This is a genomic window from Arthrobacter sp. LT660, from assembly GCF_056172845.1.
This window is the reverse complement of record NZ_CM149651.1, coordinates 2,113,149-2,130,102: the sequence shown is the minus strand read 5'-3', so window position 1 is coordinate 2,130,102 and position 16,954 is coordinate 2,113,149. Positions and strand designations below refer to the sequence as shown.

The window sequence follows — 16,954 nt, the reverse complement described above, 5'->3', positions numbered from 1 at the left end:
CGCCGCTCAGAGTCCGAAGACGTCGAGCTCGGGCAATTCGGTGCGGACGGCGATCCGCGCCTCGTCCGCCGAAGCGGCGGCCAACGCCAGCCTAGCGATCCGCTGCGCCCCGGCAAGGTCCACGGTCTTGAGGATGGCGGCGACGGCGGATAGGGCGCGTTGGTTCATCGACAGCGTCGACACCCCGAGCCCCACGAGAACGACGGCGAGGGCCGGGTCAGCCGCGGCCTCGCCGCACACGCCCACCGGCTTGGCGCCGCCCGCCGCGGAGGCGCCGCCGTCGCAGGTCGCCTTGATCAGGTGCAGGACGGCGGGCTGCCACGGGTCGTTCAGCTCGGCGAGGGCGCCGAGCTGGCGGTCCGCGGCCATCGTGTACTGCGTGAGGTCGTTCGTGCCGATGGATGCGAACTCCACCTCCGCGGTCAGCTGCCGCGCCATGACGGCGGCGGAGGGGACCTCCACCATCACGCCCGGCGTCTTCAGCCCCGCCTCGGCGCACATCGCCGCGAACGCGGCCGCCTCGGCCGGGGTGGAGATCATCGGCGCCATCGTCCACACGTCGGCGTCCGAGCCCTCGGCGGCCTCGGCGATCGCGGACAGCTGGCGGGCCAGGACGCCCGGGACGGCCGCGTCGGTCCGGTAGCCGCGGACCCCGAGGGCGGGGTTCGGCTCCGAGTCGTCGGTGAGGAACGGCAGCGGCTTGTCGGCGCCGGCGTCCAGCGTCCGGACAACCACCTTGGATCCCCCGAAGGCGTCGAACACGGCGCGGTAGGCCGTAACCTGTTCGTCGTGGGCGGGCTCGGTGTCCCGGCCCAGGAAGCAGAACTCGGTCCGCAGCAGGCCCACGCCCTCGGCTCCCGCCGCGGCGGCCACGACGGCGTCGGCTCCGCTGCCGACGTTGGAGAGAAGCGGGACGAGGTGCCCGTCGGAGAGCCCGCCGGTGCCGTTGAAAGCGGGCAACTCGACCCGGGACGCGTAGGCCTCGGCGAGGGCAGCCTCCTCCGGTCCGGGACCGCGCACCACGGTGCCGCCGATCCCGTCGACGAACACGGAGTCGCCGTCGGCCAGCGCCACGGTCTCGCGGGCGGCGACGATCGCCGGGAGCCCCAGCGAACGGGCGATGATCGCGGTGTGCGACTGCGGTCCGCCGTCGCTCGTGACCAGCGCCAGCACGCGCGCCGGGTCGAGGGTGGCGGTGTCCGCGGGAGCCAGGTCGATGGCGCAGAGCACGAACGGTTCGTCGGCATCGGGAATGCCCGGCGCCGGGACACCGCGCAGTTGCGCGACGATCCGGGCGCGGACGTCCAGGACGTCCGTGGCGCGTTCGGCCATGTAGCCGCCGAGGGCGCCCAGCTGGGTGGCGACGGCGTCCGCGGCCTCCCAGATGGCGGACTCGGCGGTGGTGCCCGAGGCGACCAGCCTGGTCGCCGACTTCAGCAGCGTCCGGTCGGAGGCCATCAGGGCGGTGGCCTTCAGCACGGCCGCGGCGTCCCCGGTGGCGGCGGCCGCGCGCTCCTTCAGGGCCGCGGCGACGGCGCGCGTGGCCTCGGTCAGCCGCTCGGTTTCCGCCTCGGCGGTGACGCCCTCGGGGAGCGGGGCACCGTCGGCCGGAGCCGTGATGGGGTCCGGCATCCGGCGGACCGGGCCGATGACGCGCCCGGCGCTGACGCCGACGCCTTCGAACGTCTCGCTCATGCCGCCACCTTCTTTTCGCCGGCCGCCTCGACGGCGTGGGACTTGCGGGCGTAGCGCTTCAGGGCGATGACGGCGAGCGCCGAGACGATGACGCCGACGGCGACGGAGATCAGGAACATCGCGATGTTGCCGATGGCGAAGAAGACGAAGATGCCTCCGTGCGGTGCCTGCGAGGTGACGCCGGTGGCCATCACCATGGCGCCGGTGACGCTGGCGCCGAGCATGCTGGCCGGAATGACGCGCAGCGGGTCGGCCGCGGCGAACGGGATGGCGCCCTCGGAGATGAACGCGGCTCCGAGCAGCCAGGCCGCCTTGCCGTTCTCGCGCTCGGCCAGGGAGAAGCGGCGGTGGTCCAGGGCGGTGGCCAAGGCCATCGCCAACGGCGGCACCATGCCGGCGGCCATGACCGCGGCCATGATCTCCCACGGGGCCTGGTTGGCGATGGAGCCCGTGCCGAGTCCGGCGACGGCGAAGGAGTAGGCGACCTTGTTCACGGGTCCGCCGAGGTCGAACGCCATCATCAGGCCCAGGATGACGCCGAGCAGGATGGCGGCGGTTCCGGTCATGCCCGTGAGCCAGTTGTTCAGCCCGGTGGTCAGCGAGGCGATGGGGCCGCCGAGGAACAGGAACATGGCACCGGAGGCCAGGATGGAGCCGAGCAGTGGGATGATCACCACGGGCATCAGGCCGCGTAGCGCGCGCGGAACCTTCCAGGAGCCCATCCAATGGGCCACGACGCCGGCAAGCAGGCCGCCGACGATGCCGCCGAGGAAGCCGGCTCCCATGAATCCGGCGACCGCGCCGGCGGTGAACCCGGGGGCCAGCCCGGGGCGGTCCGCGATGGCGAAGGCGATGTAGCCGGCGAGGACCGGGACCAGGAAGCCCATGGACAGGGCGCCGATCTTGAAGGCGACCGCGCCGAGGTAGGCGGCCAGTCCGCCTTCGGGCAGGTTTCCGAAGTTGTTCTCGAGGACCACGGTGTCGGCGACGTCGGTGATGTCGTAGCCGCCCAGGAGGAAGCCCAGGGCGATCAGCAGGCCGCCACCGGCGACGAACGGGATCATGTAGCTCACGCCGGTGAGCAGCGCGCGCTTGAGCACGGCGCCGAACCCTTCCTTGCCGCCGTCGCCGGCGAACTCGGAGTCGCCGCCCGCGCCGTAGCCGGCGACGCGGCGGGCGTTCGGGTCCTTGGCCGCGGCCAGGGCCTCGGCGACCATCTCGGCGGGCTCGTCGATTCCGCGCTTGACCGGGGACTGGACCACGGGCTTGCCGACGAAGCGCTCCTTGCCGCGGACGTCGACGTCGACCGCGAAGATGACGGCGCCGGCAGCGGCGATGATGGCCGGGTCCAGCGGCGTCGCGCCGGAGGATCCCTGCGTCTCCACGTGCAGGTCGACGCCGGCGTCGGCCGCCGCGGCGACCAGCGAGTCGGCCGCCATGTAGGTGTGGGCTATGCCGGTGGGGCAGGCGGTGACGGCGACGAGGACTGGACGCTCCGGCGTCGTGCCGGTGTCCGTGGTGGTTGCATCGGGGACCGGCGTGGCGGCGGCGGGGGCCGGGCTGACGGCGTTCTCGACCAGGGCGACGATCTCCGCCGGCGTCGTGGCGGCGCGCAGGGCCGCGGTGAAGTCCTTCTTGACCAGCGAGCGGGCGAGCTTGGAGAGCAGCTTCAGGTGTTCCTTGTCGGCCCCCTCCGGCGCCGCGATGAAGAAGACGATGTCCGCGTCGCCGTCCTTCGCGCCGAAGTTCACCTTCGGATCCAGCCGGGCCATCGCGAACGTGGGTTCCAGCACGGCGGTGGAACGGCAGTGCGGGATCGCGATGCCGCCGGGGACGCCGGTGGCGGTCTTCTGCTCGCGGGCCACGGCGTCGGCGTAGAGGCCCTCGAAGCCGCTGGCGCGCCCGGCTCCCACGACCAGTTCCGTGAGGCGGTGGATCACATCGGTGCTGGTCGAACCGAGGTTCGCGTCCAGCAGGACCAGTTCTTCGGTGATAAGTCGGGACATGGCTTTTCCTAGAGGGTTTGGAGGGCGGCGACGGCGACGGCATCCGGCGTCGTCTGGCGGGGGGACGGAATGGTGGTGCCGGGCAGCGACACCGCGGCGGAGCCGTGGGCCACCGCCTGGCGGAGGCAGTCGGGGGCCGAGGCCCCGCGGCTGTGGGCGAGCAGGTAGCCGGCGAGGGACGAATCCCCGGCGCCGACGGTGCTGCGCGCGGCAACGGGCGGATGCGTGGCGTGCCACGCCCCGTCCGCCGTGACGAGTACGGCTCCCTTGGAGCCCAGCGTGGCGAGTACGGCTCCCGTTCCGCGGTTCAGGAGGTCGCGGGCGGCCTCCGCGGCGCGGGCCGGATCGGATTCGAAGTCCTCCTCGGAGCCCGTGCCGGTCAGTTCGGCGAGCTCCTCGGCGTTGGGCTTGACGAGGTCCGGCGCGCTGTCCGGCCCTGCCGCGAAGAGCGCCCGCAGCGGGTCGCCCGAGGTGTCGACGGCGACGAGCGGCGCGCCGGCGCCGAGCTCCCGGCGGAGCTGGAGCGTCAGCGATGCGTAGAAGTCGGCGGGGACGCCCGGGGGCAGCGAACCGGCGAGGACCACCCAGGCCGCGCCGACGGCCTCCGCGATGACCGAGTCCGCCAGCAGGCGCAGGTGGCCGGCTGACAGCACGGGTCCCGGCTCGTTCACCTTCGTTGTGGTCCCGTCCGGTTCGGCGAGCGTGATGTTGCAGCGCAGGGCCTGGCCGATGGGCAGCGCCCGGTGGGCCAGCCCGGCCTCCAGCAGGCCCTGGACCACGGGGTCCGTGGCGTCGCCGGGAAGCACGGCCAGGGTGGGAACCCCTGCGGCGGCGAGGCCGCGGGAGACGTTGACGCCCTTGCCGGCCGCCTGCGCGGTGGCGGAGGCCGCGCGTTGGACACCGCCCCGGGTCAGTTCGCCGGCCAGTTCGACCGTGCGGTCGATGCTGGGGTTGGCGGTCAGGGTAACGATCATGCGGATACCACCTCGATGTCTGCTTGTTCCAGGGCGGAGGCCAGGGCGCGGCTCGGCGTTCCGGTGGTGACGAGGGTGTCGACGTCATCGAACGCGGCGAAGCGGACCAGCGTCTCGACGTCGAGCTTGCTGGCGTCGGCGAGCACGACCACCCGTCGGGCCGAGCGCACGATCGCCGTCTTCACGGCGGCCTCCATCGGGTCGGGCGTGCTCAGGCCGAAGTCCGCGTGGACGCCGTTGGCCCCGATGAACGCGATGTCCGGACGCAGATCGCCGAGTTGGTCGATGGTGCGGCTGCCCAGCGCCGCGCTGGTGAGGCCGCGGACCCTGCCCCCGAGGATCTCGAGCGCGAAGTCGGAGGCCGCGGAGATGCGGTAGGCGATCGGAACGGCGTGGGTGACCACGAGCAGCTCGGCGGCCCGGTGCGGTGCGAGCGTCTCCACCATCTGGGCCGCGAGGAGTTCGGTGGTGGTGCCGGCGTCGAGCACGACGGACGCGTTTCCGGCGGGGATGAGCTCCAGCGCCCGCACGGCGATGCGGCGCTTGTCGTCGAGGTTCCGGTCGGTGCGGACGGACAGGCTTTCCTCGGCGGTGCTGGCCTTGGCGGTGGACACGGCCCCGCCGTGGACCCTCCGCAGCGCGCCCGACTTCTCCAGGTGGGCGAGGTCGCGGCGCACGGTCTCCCGGGTGATGTCGAACTGGCCGGACAGCTCGGCGACTGTCACCTGCCCCTGGGTGGCGACCAGTCCGCCGATCAGGCGGTGGCGTTCCTCGGCGAACATCTGCGGGGCCTCCGTGGGGTCTGGGTGATAGGCGTCACATGCGTACCTGCGTTGGAACGACTTTAGTGGCGGACTCGGTCACATGTCAACATAAATCCACATAAAACCAAATAAACGGGCATCGTCGGCGTGGTGCCGTCTTGCGTCGGTTCGGCTTGTCGGATTGGGTGGAGGGATGGCTTCCCCCATCGAGGACTACGCGCTCCTGTCCGACCTGCGAACCGGCGCCCTGGTGTCGAGCACGGGGAGCGTGGACTGGCTCTGCTTCCCCCGCTTCGACTCGCCCTCCGTTTTCGCGTCGCTGCTGGGCGACTCGAACCACGGCCGCTGGCGGATCGCGCCGGTCGGCGCGCCCGACGAGTGCGCGCCGAGGCAGGGCACGGACGTCGGGGCGGAAGGCGCGGGCGTTCCGATCGTCGTCGACCGCTCCTACGTCGACTCGACGTTCGTCCTGCGCACGCTCTGGAGAACCCCGGGCGGTGAGGTGCTCGTCACCGACTTCATGCCCGTGGGAGATCGCCGCGCCTCGATCGCGCGCCGCATCGAAGGACTCGCAGGGAGCGTCACGATGCACCAGGAGTTGACCATCCGCTTCGATTACGGCGAAGTCGTGCCCTGGGTGCGCCGGGACGGGGACGGCATCACCGCCACCCAATCCATCGTCGCCATCGCCGGACCGAACGCGATCGTCCTGCACGGGGACCGGCTGCCTAGCGCCGCCGGCCACAAGCACTCCGGCGAGTTCGTGGTCTCCGCCGGCGAGGTCGTCGACTTCGAACTGTGCTGGTTTCCTTCCCACCGCACCGCGCCGAAGCGCATCGACGTCGGACAGAGCCTGCAGCACACGACGACGTACTGGCGCGATTGGGCGCGGGACATCCCGAAGCAGGGGGCGTACGACGCGATCGTCCGGCGCTCGCTGCTGGTGCTGCGCGCGCTGACGCACGAGGCGACGGGGGGAATCGTCGCCGCCCCGACGACGTCGTTGCCGGAGGCGTTCGGCGGCGAGCGGAACTGGGACTACCGCTTCTGCTGGCTGCGCGACGCGGCCCTGACGCTGGAGGCCATGATGACGCACGGCTACGGGAAGGAGGCGCTCCAGTGGCGCAACTGGCTGCTGCGCGCCGTGGCCGGGGACTCGACCGACCTGCAGATCATGTACGGACTCGGCGGCGAGCGGCGCCTGCCCGAGCGGAACCTTGACCACCTGCCCGGCTACGCGGACTCGCGGCCCGTGCGCGTGGGCAACGGCGCCGTCGACCAGTACCAGGGCGACGTGGTCGGCGAAGTGCTGGTCGCGCTCGAGAAGCTGCGCAACATGGGCGGCACCGAGGACCATTTCTCCTGGCCAGAAGGCGCTGCTGAGCTACGTGGAGCGGCACCGCGACCGCGAGGACCACGGGATCTGGGAGATGCGCGGGGATCCGCAGGTCTTCACGCACTCCCGCGTCATGATGTGGGCTGCGTTCGACCGCGGCGCGCGTGCCGTGCGCGAACACGGGCTCGACGGCGACGCGGATCTCTGGGAGAAGCACCGCGACGACCTGCGCGGGGAGATCATGTCCCGGGGTTTCGACGCCGCGGAGAACACCTTTACCCAGACCTACGCCAACACCGAGGTGGATGCCTCCCTGCTGGTGCTGCCGCAGGTCGGGTTCGTCGCCTACGACTCGCCGGAGATGCTAGGTACCGTGGAGCGGCTGGAGCGCGACCTGGTCGATCCGACCGGCCTCATCCACCGCTACCGGACCCAGACCGGGCTGGACGGGCTCCCGCCGGGGGAGCATCCGTTCCTGGCGTGCTCCTTCTGGCTGGTGGAGCAGTACGCCCGCTCCGGCAGGATCGACGACGCGCGAACCCTGATGGACCGGCTGGTCGGCTACGCCAACGGGCTGGGGCTCATGGCCGAAGAGTACGACACGGAGAACCTCCGCATGGCCGGGAACTTCCCGCAGGCGTTCTCCCACCTGGCGCTGATCCGGGCCGCGGACGCCGTCAACGGGCACGGGCAGCCGGCCGTCTGACATCCCCACCCCCCGAAGTGGACACTGCCTAGGGTTAGGTCCCGTGGTCATGTCCACTTCGCGGGGTTGTAGACGGGTGTAGCGCTATGCGGCTTGGGCTGCGGGTTCGCTGTCCAGCGGGTGCGCGATCTCGTCCTTCGCCATGCGCGCGGCGAGCCAGGCGGCGACGGCGATCACCGGAGAGACGACGCCTCCCACGAGGAACACGATCCACAGCGGCACCACTTCGCCGATGGGTCCGGCCAGGGCCATGGACACCGGCATCAGTGCCAGCGACACGAAGAAGTCCAGGCTGGAGACCCGGCCGAGCATGCGGGTGGGAACGCGCCGCTGCAGCAGCGTTCCCCAGATGACCTGCCCGGTGCCGCCGCTGGCGCCGACGATGAACAGGATGGCCGCGAGCTGCCAGAACTGGGTCGAGAATCCGATCCCGACCAGCGGCAGCGTGCCGAAGCCCCACAGCATGATCATCCAGGTGAGGTAGCGGCGCGGCAGCGGTAGCGACGCGGTGAGCATGGACCCGACGGCGGCCCCGATGCCCAGCGCGGCCAGCAGGAAGCCGAACGTCCGGGCGTCGCCTTGTAGCTGGCCGGTGACCACGAACGGAAGAAGGACTTCGAGGGGCCCCACCCAGCTGAGGACGGAGATGACGGCGAACAGCAGGGTCCACAACAGCCACGGCGTGCGCACCGTGTAGGAGACGCCCTCGCGGAGGTCCGCCACCACGGACGGGCGCACGGTGCCCGGCTCCAGGTGCGCGTCGTAGCGGCTGTCGTTGCTCAGCCGGGTCATGACGAGCAGGGCCGCGAGCTGGCAGACGGCGATGCCCGCGATCGCATGCGCCGGCGAGAACGAGGCGACGACCATGCCGGCGGCCGCGGGTCCCGCGGCCTGTTGCAGCACGGGCCGCAGCGTTCCCTCCATGCCGTTCGCGGCCAGGAGGTCCGACGACGGGAGGATCCGCGGCAACAGCGCCGAGTAGGCGGGGAAGAAGAACGCGGCGCCCGCGCCGACCATGAACCCGGCGACGGCGAGGTGCCACATGGCGACGTTTCCGGTCAGCGCCAGGACGGACAGGATGGTCATGACCGTCAGGCTGGTGCTCTTCACCGTCAGGATGATCCGGCGGCACGAGAAGCGGTCGGCCGCGATGCCCCCGGCCAGGACCAGCGTCACGAGTCCCACGCTGGTGGCCGACGCGACGATGGAGAGCTGCGCGGGTCCGCCGCCGAGCCGCGTCACCTGGAACACCATGGCGACGGCCCAAATGCCGTGTCCGAACACGCTCAGGACAAGGGCAGTGATGAGGGTGCGGTAGTCGCGGTAGGCCAATGGCCGGAGGGCGCGCGGTGCCATGGTGGTCCCCTTTTGGGAAATGGTGCGGTTCTTGGGCGCGACGGCGGGATCCGACCGCATGCGCCGCATCAAGTGTGCCCCAGTGATTGGATTCAGTCAATCAGTACCCTCGCCCGCCCGCCGCCACGCTCCCGCCCTCAACCTCCGGAAGTGGACATTACCTAGGGTTATTTGCCGCGGTCATGTCCACTTCGCGGGGCCGACGGGCGGGGCGGGGCTAGGTTACTGGCGAGTATTGTCTGTTCCATGCACATGATCTTCAGGTTTCTGGTATTGCTGTTCACCGCCCGCCGCCGCGGCCGGCTTTCATTGTTCGACGCCGGATCGTTGCCCATGCGGGCGCTGCTCACGGACATCGATATGGCCGGACACGTCAACAACGGCATGTACTTCTCCCTGTTCGACCTGGGACGGACCGATCTGATGGTCCGCGCCGGAGCCTGGGACGTCATGCGGCGACGCGGCTGGTCGCCGGTGGTCCAGGCGGAGACGGTGACTTTCCGCAAGTCGGTGGTGCTGCACCAGCGGTTCACCCAGGAAACGCGGATCGCCGGTCTCGACGACCGTTGCATCTACTTCGAACAGCGCATCGTTGCCGACGGCGAGGTGTACGTCAGCGCCCTCATGGCCACGCGGCTACTCTCAAAGAACGGGCCCGTACCCAACGCCGAGATCCTGGAAGCGATGGGCGCCGAGGTCCCGACCGATCTGGAGCTTCCCGAGTGGGCGGAACGATGGCGCCGGGACACGGCGCTTCCCGGTTCCCGCAAGTCGGCTCCGCACGCCTGGTCGAGGTCCGGCTCATCGCCCTCCTTGCAACGCGAAGTGGACATTACCGGTATGTAACTAACCCGGGTAATGTCCACTTCGCGTGGTGGGGGAGGGACGTACGACGCCGGCCGCGCACCCGGGCGAATGGCTCGCCTTCGGTGCGCGACCGGCGTCGTATTTGTTGCTCTTGCTACTGCTTGAGCCAGGCGGTTGCGGCCCCCGGCAGCGCGCCGTCCGCGACCGGGGCGCTGCCCAGGAGCACCTCGCCCTCCGGGAGCGGCGCCGGCTCGTCGCCGAAGTTGGTGACCGTGACCCAGCCGTTCGGCCGGCGGAAGGCCAGCACCGACTCCGATCCGGTCTCGACCCACTCGAGCGTCTCCTCGGTTTGGAGTTCGCGGCGCAGGCGCAGGGCCGCGCGGTAGAGCTCCAGCGTGGATCCGGGGGCCCCGTCCTGGGCCTCGACCGAATACTCGCCGAACCAGCCGGGTTGCGGCAGGTGCGCACCGCTGGCGCCGAATCCGAACGAGTCGCCGTCGCGCTCCCACGGAAGCGGCACGCGGCAACCGTCGCGGCCCTTGTCCACGCCCGGGTTCCGGAAGAACGTCGGGTCCTGTCGCGCGCCGTCGGCGATGTCACCGACCTCGTGCAGGCCCAGTTCCTCGCCCTGGTAAAGGTACGCCGAACCCGGCAGCGCCAGCTCGAACAGGCTCGCGGCGCGCGCGCGGCGCTCGCCGAGTTCGCGGTCCAGCTGGTCCTCCGGGGCGCCATCGAGAATCCACGACTGGCCCTGCTTCTGGTCCTGCTCCGTGCTGCCCACGGCCTGCTCCAACGGCGGCAGCCCGTAGCGCGTCGCGTGGCGGACGACGTCGTGGTTGGACAGGACCCAGGTCGACGACGACCCGGACTCCCCGGCCAGCTCGGCGCTGTCGCTGACGACCTCGCGGAACGCCGCGGCGTCGAACTCCTGCGTCAGCAGATCGAACTCGAACGCCTGGCCGAGGCCCTCGGCGCTCGCGTAGCGCGGACGCCGGTGGCGGTCCACCCAGGCCTCGGCGACGGCCGTGCGCGGCGGGTGGTAGGAGTTGAAGACCTGGCGCCATTCGGCGTAGATCTCGTGCACCTCGTCGCGGTCCCAGATCGGGTGGGCGCCGCCGTCGCGGGGAATCGCGTCCATCTCCATCCTGGAGGGAAGCGGTTCGGACATGTCCTTGGTCAGCGCGTGCGCGACGTCGATGCGGTAGCCGTCCACGCCGCGGTCCGACCAGAAGCGCAGGGTCTCCAGGAAGTCGTCGCGGACCTCCCGGTTGGACCAGTTGAAGTCCGGCTGCTCTGACGCGAAGAGGTGCAGGTACCACTGGCCGTCCGCGACCCGCGTCCAGGCCGGTCCGCCGAAGATGCTCTGCCAGTCGGTGGGAGGCGCGTTGCCGTCCGGCCCGGTGCCCTCGCGGAAGATGTAGCGGTCGCGCTCGGCGCTCCCGCGGCCCGCCTCCAGCGCCGCCTGGAACCAGACGTGGTCGTTGGAGGAGTGGTTCGGGACGACGTCGATGACCACCTTGATGCCCTCGGCATGCAGGACGGCGACCATCTCGTCGAATTCCTCGAGGGTCCCGATCTTCGGGTCGACGTCGCGGTAGTCGGCGACGTCGTACCCGCCGTCGGCCAGCGCCGACGGGTAGAACGGGCTCAGCCAGACGGCGTCGATCGAGAGCCGCGCAAGGTACGGCACGCGGGAGATGACGCCCTTGAGGTCCCCGATGCCGTCGCCGTTGGCGTCGGCGAAGCTACGCGGGTAGATCTGGTAGACGGCGGCCTGGCGCCACCAAGTGGGATCGTCCATGCGGCGGACCGGGGATTCGGGGGAGGTGGTGGTCATGGGGTGTTGTTCCTTTCGGAGAGGGTGGTCTGGGGTTCTGCTACTTCACGGCTCCCTGGGTGACCCCGGAGAGGACCCAGCGCTGCGTGAAGATGAAGACGACGATCGAGGGCGCCATCGCCATGAGGTAGGACGCGAAGGACACGTGGTAGTTCTCGCTGAACTGCGTCTGGAAGATCTGCTGGATCACCGGCAGGGTCTGCACGGTGGGGTCGGAGATGATCAGCGACGGCATCATGAAGTCGTTCCAGGAGGCCAAAAAGGCGAAGATGCCGACCGTCGCGCTCATCGGGGCGAGCAGCGGGAAGATGATGCGCCAGAAGGTCTGCCACGTGCTGGCGCCGTCGATCCGCGCGGCCTCGTCCAACTCGTCGGGCATGTTCCGCAGGAAGGTGGTGAGCAGCAGGACGTTGAAGCCGAGGCCGAACATCACGTGCAGGAGGCCGACGCCGAGCGGGTTGTCCAGACCGAGGATGCCGGTGAGCTTGATCTGCGAGAGCGCCAGCACCGGGAACGGCAGGAACATGGCCGCCAGCAGGTAGAAGAAGGAGAAGCGGAAGAACTTGCGGTCCCAGTTCACGTGGATCGCGTAGGCCGCGGCACTGCCGACGAGGATGGCCCCGACGACGGCGACGGCCGAGACGAACAGCGAGATGGTGAAGCTGACGGGGAAGTCGGTCAGCTTCCAGGCCTCGACAAAGCCCTCGATGCTGATCGGATTCGGCAGGTCGAAGGCGCGTCCCTGAACCGCCTGGGCGCCGGTCTTGAACGCCATGGAGACGGTGACAAACAGCGGGACGAGCACCGCGAGCGTGCACAGCCCGAGGACCATGGTCAGGCGCCAGTTGACGCGGTCCCTCGTCAACGGGGACGCGGACCGGTCCGGGCCTTCGGCGGGGGCCCTGCGGGTGGTGCCGATGGGATTCATGCCCTGGGTGGTCATCGGGACTGCCCCTTTCCGCGCATCAGACGCAGCTGGATCATGGCGATCGCGAGTGCAATCAGGAAGAAGATGGTCGCGTTGGCCATCTGGTAGGCGTAGTCGCCCGTGTCGAAGCCGGAGAAGATCGTCATGGCGACCGAGCGCGTCGACGTGCCGGGGCCGCCGCCGGTCAGGCCGATGATGACGTCGTAGGCGTTCAGGAAGTTCTTGAACGTCAGGATCACGTTGATGACGATGTAGCCGGCCATCAGCGGCAGGGTGATCGTCTTGATCTGCTGCCACGCGCTGGCGCCGTCCAGGGACGAGGCCTCGTAGAGTTCGCGGGGGATCGCGACGAGCCCGGCGATGTAGATGAGCATGGTGCCGGGGATCGCCTGCCACGCCGTGACCAGCACGATCGAGAGCCACGCAAGGTCCGGATTGGCGAGGATGCTGTCCTCCAGCGGTCCGAACCCGATTGCCTGCGCGGCGGCCGGCAGCGACTTGGAGAACAGGAAGTTGAAGACGTACGCGATGATGATCGCGGAGACCACCATGGGGATCACGAACACCGTGCGCAGCAACACGCGGGCGCGGATCTGCGAAGTCAGTCCCACGGCGAGCAGGAAGGCGATGACGTTGGTGACGACGACGGTCACGGCCGCGAAGCCGAGGGTGAAGCCGTAGGAGGCCAGGATGGCCGGATCGGTCAGCATGAGGGCGTAGTTGGACACCCCAACGAAGTCCCATTCGCCGTAGCCGACGGAGTTGGTGAAGCTGAAGAAGATGCCCATCACCGCCGGCAGCGTGATGAAGAGCGTGAACGCGGCGATGGCGGGCAGGAGGAAGAGGTAGTGCGTGCGGTCGATGCGTCGCTTGCGGTGGGGCCGCACGTCGGTATGCGCCGTCCGGGCGGGCGCGGGGGAGGTTGTCAGGGCCATGGGAATTCCTTGCCGGTCGCGGGTTAGGAGCGTCGGGCCAGGCGGGCCCAGTCGGCGTCGAGGGTGCGGAGCGTGTTCTCCAGGTCGGCGCCGAAGACGATCGCCTGCGAGTAGCTCTCAAACGGAATGGTTCGGGGCACGCCCTGCGACGCGCCCTGGTAGAAGGCGCCGCGGTCAACATACGGCTGCATCTCCAGCAGGCGCTCGTCCTCTACGGGGGGAGCGTCCTTCCGGACGCCGAAGCCGAGGGCGTGGGCGTTGTAGGCGTCCTGCACCGCCGGTTGCGTGAGGAACCGCAACAGGGTGCGGGCCTCCTCCTTGCGGTTGGACTTCTCCGGGATCCAAAGCGAGAGGTCCAGGTTGACGCGGACCTTGTTGTCGGTGGCGTCCTCCGTCATCGGCAGCGGGAACGTGCCGACGCGGATGTCCGGATTGAGCTTCTCGAGTTCGAGGAGCGCCCAGGGGCCCTGCAGGTACATGGCGGCCCCGCCGTTCGCGAAGGCCACGTTGCCGTCGCCGTACTTGCGCCCGGCGGCGTCCGCGTTGGAGTAGGCGGCGATCTCCAGCATCTTCTCGAGCGGTTCGCGGAACACGCGGCTGAAGGAGACGGGGGAGTCCGGCGTGATGTCGGCCCCCTGCTCGCGCATCTTCGAATAGAAGTCGATCACGTCCACCATGCCGCCGATCGAATAGTCGACCAGGCCCTGCATGACCGTCCACGCGTCGCCGAAGGTGCTGTAGATCGGCGTGACGTCGGCGGCCTCGAAGGTCTTGCAGGCGGCGATGAACTCGCTGTGCGTGGTGGGCACGGCGACGTCGTGCTTCTCGAAGAGGTCGCGGTTGTAGATCACGGACGCGGCCATCATCGAGTACGGCATCACCGAGGTCTGCCCCTCGAAGCCCGGGTACAGGTCGACGAGGTCCTGCACCAGCGGCGAGATCGCCCGCGACTGCGGGAGGTCCGCGAGGTTGGAGAGTTCGCCGCGGGCCCGGAAGTTCGCCATCTCGTAGTTGTAGTTCAGGCAGCCTAGGTCCGGCGGGTCGTTGCGGACGAAGGTGCCCGCCAGGCCGCCGAGGCTGCCGCCGATCTCGTGCACGGGCAGGATGCCGGGGTGTTCGGCGGCGAAGTCGCCGAGCAGGTCCGCGAAGTAGGGAATCACCTCCGGCTTGGACTGGAAGAAGCGCACCTCGGAGGCAGCCGAGGCGGCGCCCCCGCAGCCCGCCATGCCGAGGGTGGCAGCCCCGCCGAGGCCGGCCAGGAAGGCGCGCCTCGAGGTCGATCCGGTGGCCCGGAGGGGGCAGGGTGAAAGCGGTCTGAGCATTACTTCGTCTCCTTGGTGTGAGCGGAGGGCGCGGGATTGTGTGACCGGCACCACAGGAAGCTGAAGATAATTTAGCACGTAAATTTATGTTCGTCTATAATCTTTCGCATGGAGACTTCCGCAGGGATTCGGGCCGGCCACCGCGCTTTCTGGCGCGGGACGCCGAAGGTGTACGACGCCGGATCCTCGCCGCGCGCGGGCAACGCGCGCCGCGTCCTCGCCGCGGCCTGGCCGGGGGAGCCGCTCACGGCGGGGGACCTGATGGAAGCTACCGGGCTGACGCGCGCCACCGTCCTGTCGGTGTGCAAGGACCTGGTCTCCGCGGGCTGGCTGGGCGAACTGGCCGATGCCCGCGCGGCCGGCGACTACGAAAAGGGCCGTCCGGCGCGGAGGTACGCGTTCCGGCCGGACTGCCGCTACGCCGTCGGAGTCGACGCCGGCGCACATTCCCTGACCGCCGCCGTCGTCAATCTCGCGGGCACAGAACTGGCGCGGATCCGGCGCGCTTCGGACCCCGAGGCCTCCGGCCTTGACCGCCGCGCGGCCCTGGAATCTCTGGTGCTCGACGTGCTGGAACAAGCAGGAGTCGCTCCCGAGGCGGTCGCCGCCGTCGTCGTCGGCGTGCCCGCGCCAGTGGACGCGTCGGGAAGGTCGCCGCAGGACAGGCTGGACAACTTCTGGAACCGCATGAACCCGGAATTCATCACCGTATTTGGGGACCGCGACTGGGACGTCGTCGTGGACAACGACGCCAACCTGGCCGCGCTCGCGGAGTCCGCGACCGGCATGGATGCCGGCGTGCGGGGCTTCGCTACGCTCCTCTCGGGCGAACGTTTCGGCGCCGGGGTCGTCATCGACGGGCAACTGATGCGCGGCAAGCGCGGCGCCGTGGGAGAGCTGCGGGTCCTGGATCTCGTGGTGGGTGTGGATTCGGCGGATGGGCTCGCGCACCAGGCCCGCGCCGAACTGCGCAACGCCGCCGCGGCGGGCCGGCTCGTCGGGATGCTCGCGGCATGCCCGGACATGGAGCCCGACGCCAAGCACGTCTTTGCCGCGGCGGAGTTGGGCGACCCGCTCGCACTTGAGATCGTCGACGTCCTGGCGCGGCGCCTCGCCCCGGTGGCGATGTTGCTGTCCGGCATGCTGGACCTGGAGCGGATCATCGTCGCGGGCGCCATCGCGCCGGCCGTGGGGCCGGTGCTCAAGCGCACGCGGGAACTCATGGGCCGGGACAGCACGCTCTCCTGGGCCGAACTGGTGGCCTCCGAACACGGAGACGGCGTCGTGCTGGCCGGCGCCCTGCACTCGGCGATCGCCCTGGTCCGCGAAGGCGCCCTCACCCCCTCCCCACCCCCCGAAGTGGACATTACCGGTATGTAACCAACCGAGGTATTGTCCACTTCGGGGGGTGGGAGGAGCGACTAGGTGAAGGAGATGGCGGGAATGGAACGACGGACGGCCTCGCCCAAGTTGGTGCCCTCCGCCCTGGTTTCACTGGCTGGATTCCTGATTTTCGTGCCGGAGGAACGCGTGATCGGCCTCGGCGTGCTGGCGCTCGCCCTGGTCGTCGCGGTGGCCATCGATCGGCCCCTGTTCAAGGACCTGCTGCTGATCGCGTTCGGCCTGGCGATCATCAGCACAGTGCCCATCACCACGGACATCAGCACGGAGCACATGATCGTGATGGGCGCCGCCATGATCCTCGCGGTCGGCATCCCGTACGCGGTATCGCGCTTCCTGTTCCGCGACCACGCCATCCGCTTCCCCGTGATGACCGGAAAACGCTGGACACGGGCCGAGTGGTGGTACCTGCTCGCGGTCCCGGCCCTGGGATACGCGCTGCTGCCCGTGTACATGGTCGGCACCGGCGTCTACCGGAACTGGCCCGCGGTGGACGACGCCGACGGGATCCTGCGGCTGTTCGCCGGGACCAACGCGTTGGGCATCTGGGACGAACTCTTCTTCATCTGCACGGTCTTCGCCCTCCTGCGCCGGCACCTTCCCGACTGGCAGGCCGTCGTGCTCCAGGCGGTGCTCTTCACATCGTTCCTGTGGGAGCTGGGCTTCCACGCGTGGGCGCCGCTGTTCATCTTTCCGTTCGCCGTGGTGCAGGCGCTGATCTTCCGCGCCACCAAATCGCTGTCCTACATCGTGTGCGTGCACCTGCTCTTCGACTTCGTGCTGTTCCTGGTGCTCATCCACGCCCACAACCCGCAGTGGATCCGGATCTTCGTGTACTGACCGGAACGACGCCGTTGCTCCCGCGGTCTCCCGGCCCGCCACCGCAC

12 protein-coding genes and 1 pseudogene are annotated in these 16,954 nt (G+C 69.8%); 4 read left to right on the top strand and 9 right to left on the bottom strand.

The genetic code is table 11. The features are described 5' to 3' along the window. Positions 1–6 precede the first annotated feature (6 nt). Genes AC0QSG_RS09815 through AC0QSG_RS09800 form a run of 4 tightly spaced genes read right to left on the bottom strand, consistent with a single transcriptional unit; the run spans position 7 to position 5,457 of the window. A complete protein-coding gene (locus AC0QSG_RS09815; RefSeq protein WP_475375250.1) occupies positions 7–1,695 on the bottom strand; it encodes a putative PEP-binding protein in 1,689 nt (562 codons plus the stop codon). Continuing rightward, positions 1,692–3,701 carry a PTS fructose transporter subunit IIABC gene (locus AC0QSG_RS09810; protein WP_475375249.1) on the bottom strand — a complete coding sequence of 670 codons (2,010 nt, stop codon included), beginning with the start codon at positions 3,699–3,701 and terminating at the stop codon, positions 1,692–1,694. The genes AC0QSG_RS09815 and AC0QSG_RS09810 overlap by 4 nt, the downstream gene beginning before the upstream one ends. Before the next feature lie 8 nt (positions 3,702–3,709). After that, positions 3,710–4,675, bottom strand: a complete 966-nt coding sequence (locus AC0QSG_RS09805) for a 1-phosphofructokinase family hexose kinase (protein WP_475375248.1) — start codon at positions 4,673–4,675, stop codon at positions 3,710–3,712. Further along, positions 4,672–5,457, bottom strand: a complete 786-nt coding sequence (locus tag AC0QSG_RS09800) for a DeoR/GlpR family DNA-binding transcription regulator (protein WP_435728391.1) — start codon at positions 5,455–5,457, stop codon at positions 4,672–4,674. Before AC0QSG_RS09800 ends, AC0QSG_RS09805 begins: the two co-directional genes overlap by 4 nt. A gap of 175 nt (positions 5,458–5,632) precedes the next feature. On the opposite strand from AC0QSG_RS09800, the pseudogene AC0QSG_RS09795 reads away from it, so the two are divergent. Continuing rightward, positions 5,633–7,481, top strand: a pseudogene (locus AC0QSG_RS09795) (glycoside hydrolase family 15 protein). 84 nt (positions 7,482–7,565) lie between these two features. Here AC0QSG_RS09795 and AC0QSG_RS09790 read toward each other — a convergent pair. Further along, complete coding sequence (locus AC0QSG_RS09790; protein ID WP_475375247.1) at positions 7,566–8,837, bottom strand: MFS transporter; 1,272 nt, start codon at positions 8,835–8,837, stop codon at positions 7,566–7,568. Between the two features lie 246 nt (positions 8,838–9,083). Here AC0QSG_RS09790 and AC0QSG_RS09785 point away from each other — a divergent pair, with 246 nt between their 5' ends. After that, positions 9,084–9,683, top strand: coding sequence for an acyl-CoA thioesterase (locus AC0QSG_RS09785; protein ID WP_475375246.1), 600 nt, complete (start codon positions 9,084–9,086; stop codon positions 9,681–9,683). 115 nt (positions 9,684–9,798) lie between these two features. On the opposite strand, the gene AC0QSG_RS09780 is transcribed toward AC0QSG_RS09785, so the two are convergent. Genes AC0QSG_RS09780 through AC0QSG_RS09765 form a run of 4 tightly spaced genes read right to left on the bottom strand, consistent with a single transcriptional unit; the run spans position 9,799 to position 14,666 of the window. Continuing rightward, positions 9,799–11,481 carry a glycoside hydrolase family 13 protein gene (locus AC0QSG_RS09780; RefSeq protein WP_475375245.1) on the bottom strand — a complete coding sequence of 561 codons (1,683 nt, stop codon included), beginning with the start codon at positions 11,479–11,481 and terminating at the stop codon, positions 9,799–9,801. 40 nt (positions 11,482–11,521) lie between these two features. Then, positions 11,522–12,424, bottom strand: coding sequence for a carbohydrate ABC transporter permease (locus AC0QSG_RS09775; RefSeq protein WP_435728381.1), 903 nt, complete (start codon positions 12,422–12,424; stop codon positions 11,522–11,524). After that, on the bottom strand, positions 12,421–13,344 hold the full coding sequence (locus AC0QSG_RS09770; protein WP_475375244.1) for a carbohydrate ABC transporter permease: 924 nt from the start codon (positions 13,342–13,344) through the stop codon (positions 12,421–12,423). Before AC0QSG_RS09770 ends, AC0QSG_RS09775 begins: the two co-directional genes overlap by 4 nt. A 23-nt stretch (positions 13,345–13,367) precedes the next feature. Beyond that, positions 13,368–14,666 carry an ABC transporter substrate-binding protein gene (locus AC0QSG_RS09765; protein ID WP_475375243.1) on the bottom strand — a complete coding sequence of 433 codons (1,299 nt, stop codon included), beginning with the start codon at positions 14,664–14,666 and terminating at the stop codon, positions 13,368–13,370. A 108-nt stretch (positions 14,667–14,774) separates the two neighbouring features. On the opposite strand from AC0QSG_RS09765, the gene AC0QSG_RS09760 reads away from it, so the two are divergent. Further along, complete coding sequence (locus AC0QSG_RS09760) at positions 14,775–16,046, top strand: ROK family protein (RefSeq protein WP_475375242.1); 1,272 nt, start codon at positions 14,775–14,777, stop codon at positions 16,044–16,046. Between the two features lie 63 nt (positions 16,047–16,109). Continuing rightward, positions 16,110–16,907, top strand: a complete 798-nt coding sequence (locus AC0QSG_RS09755) for a CPBP family intramembrane glutamic endopeptidase (RefSeq protein ID WP_475375241.1) — start codon at positions 16,110–16,112, stop codon at positions 16,905–16,907. The last annotated feature ends 47 nt before the right edge of the window (positions 16,908–16,954 follow it).

What these genes read in the sequence shown, in the direction of transcription:
- AC0QSG_RS09815 (WP_475375250.1), bottom strand. Translation starts at nt 1,695, where the DNA reads ATGAGCGAGACGTTCGAAGGCGTCGGCGTCAGCGCCGGGCGCGTCATC.
- AC0QSG_RS09810 (WP_475375249.1), bottom strand. Translation starts at nt 3,701, where the DNA reads ATGTCCCGACTTATCACCGAAGAACTGGTCCTGCTGGACGCGAACCTC.
- AC0QSG_RS09805 (WP_475375248.1), bottom strand. Translation starts at nt 4,675, where the DNA reads ATGATCGTTACCCTGACCGCCAACCCCAGCATCGACCGCACGGTCGAA.
- AC0QSG_RS09800 (WP_435728391.1), bottom strand. Translation starts at nt 5,457, where the DNA reads ATGTTCGCCGAGGAACGCCACCGCCTGATCGGCGGACTGGTCGCCACC.
- AC0QSG_RS09790 (WP_475375247.1), bottom strand. Translation starts at nt 8,837, where the DNA reads ATGGCACCGCGCGCCCTCCGGCCATTGGCCTACCGCGACTACCGCACC.
- AC0QSG_RS09785 (WP_475375246.1), top strand. Translation starts at nt 9,084, where the DNA reads ATGCACATGATCTTCAGGTTTCTGGTATTGCTGTTCACCGCCCGCCGC.
- AC0QSG_RS09780 (WP_475375245.1), bottom strand. Translation starts at nt 11,481, where the DNA reads ATGACCACCACCTCCCCCGAATCCCCGGTCCGCCGCATGGACGATCCC.
- AC0QSG_RS09775 (WP_435728381.1), bottom strand. Translation starts at nt 12,424, where the DNA reads ATGACCACCCAGGGCATGAATCCCATCGGCACCACCCGCAGGGCCCCC.
- AC0QSG_RS09770 (WP_475375244.1), bottom strand. Translation starts at nt 13,344, where the DNA reads ATGGCCCTGACAACCTCCCCCGCGCCCGCCCGGACGGCGCATACCGAC.
- AC0QSG_RS09765 (WP_475375243.1), bottom strand. Translation starts at nt 14,666, where the DNA reads ATGCTCAGACCGCTTTCACCCTGCCCCCTCCGGGCCACCGGATCGACC.
- AC0QSG_RS09760 (WP_475375242.1), top strand. Translation starts at nt 14,775, where the DNA reads ATGGAGACTTCCGCAGGGATTCGGGCCGGCCACCGCGCTTTCTGGCGC.
- AC0QSG_RS09755 (WP_475375241.1), top strand. Translation starts at nt 16,110, where the DNA reads ATGGAACGACGGACGGCCTCGCCCAAGTTGGTGCCCTCCGCCCTGGTT.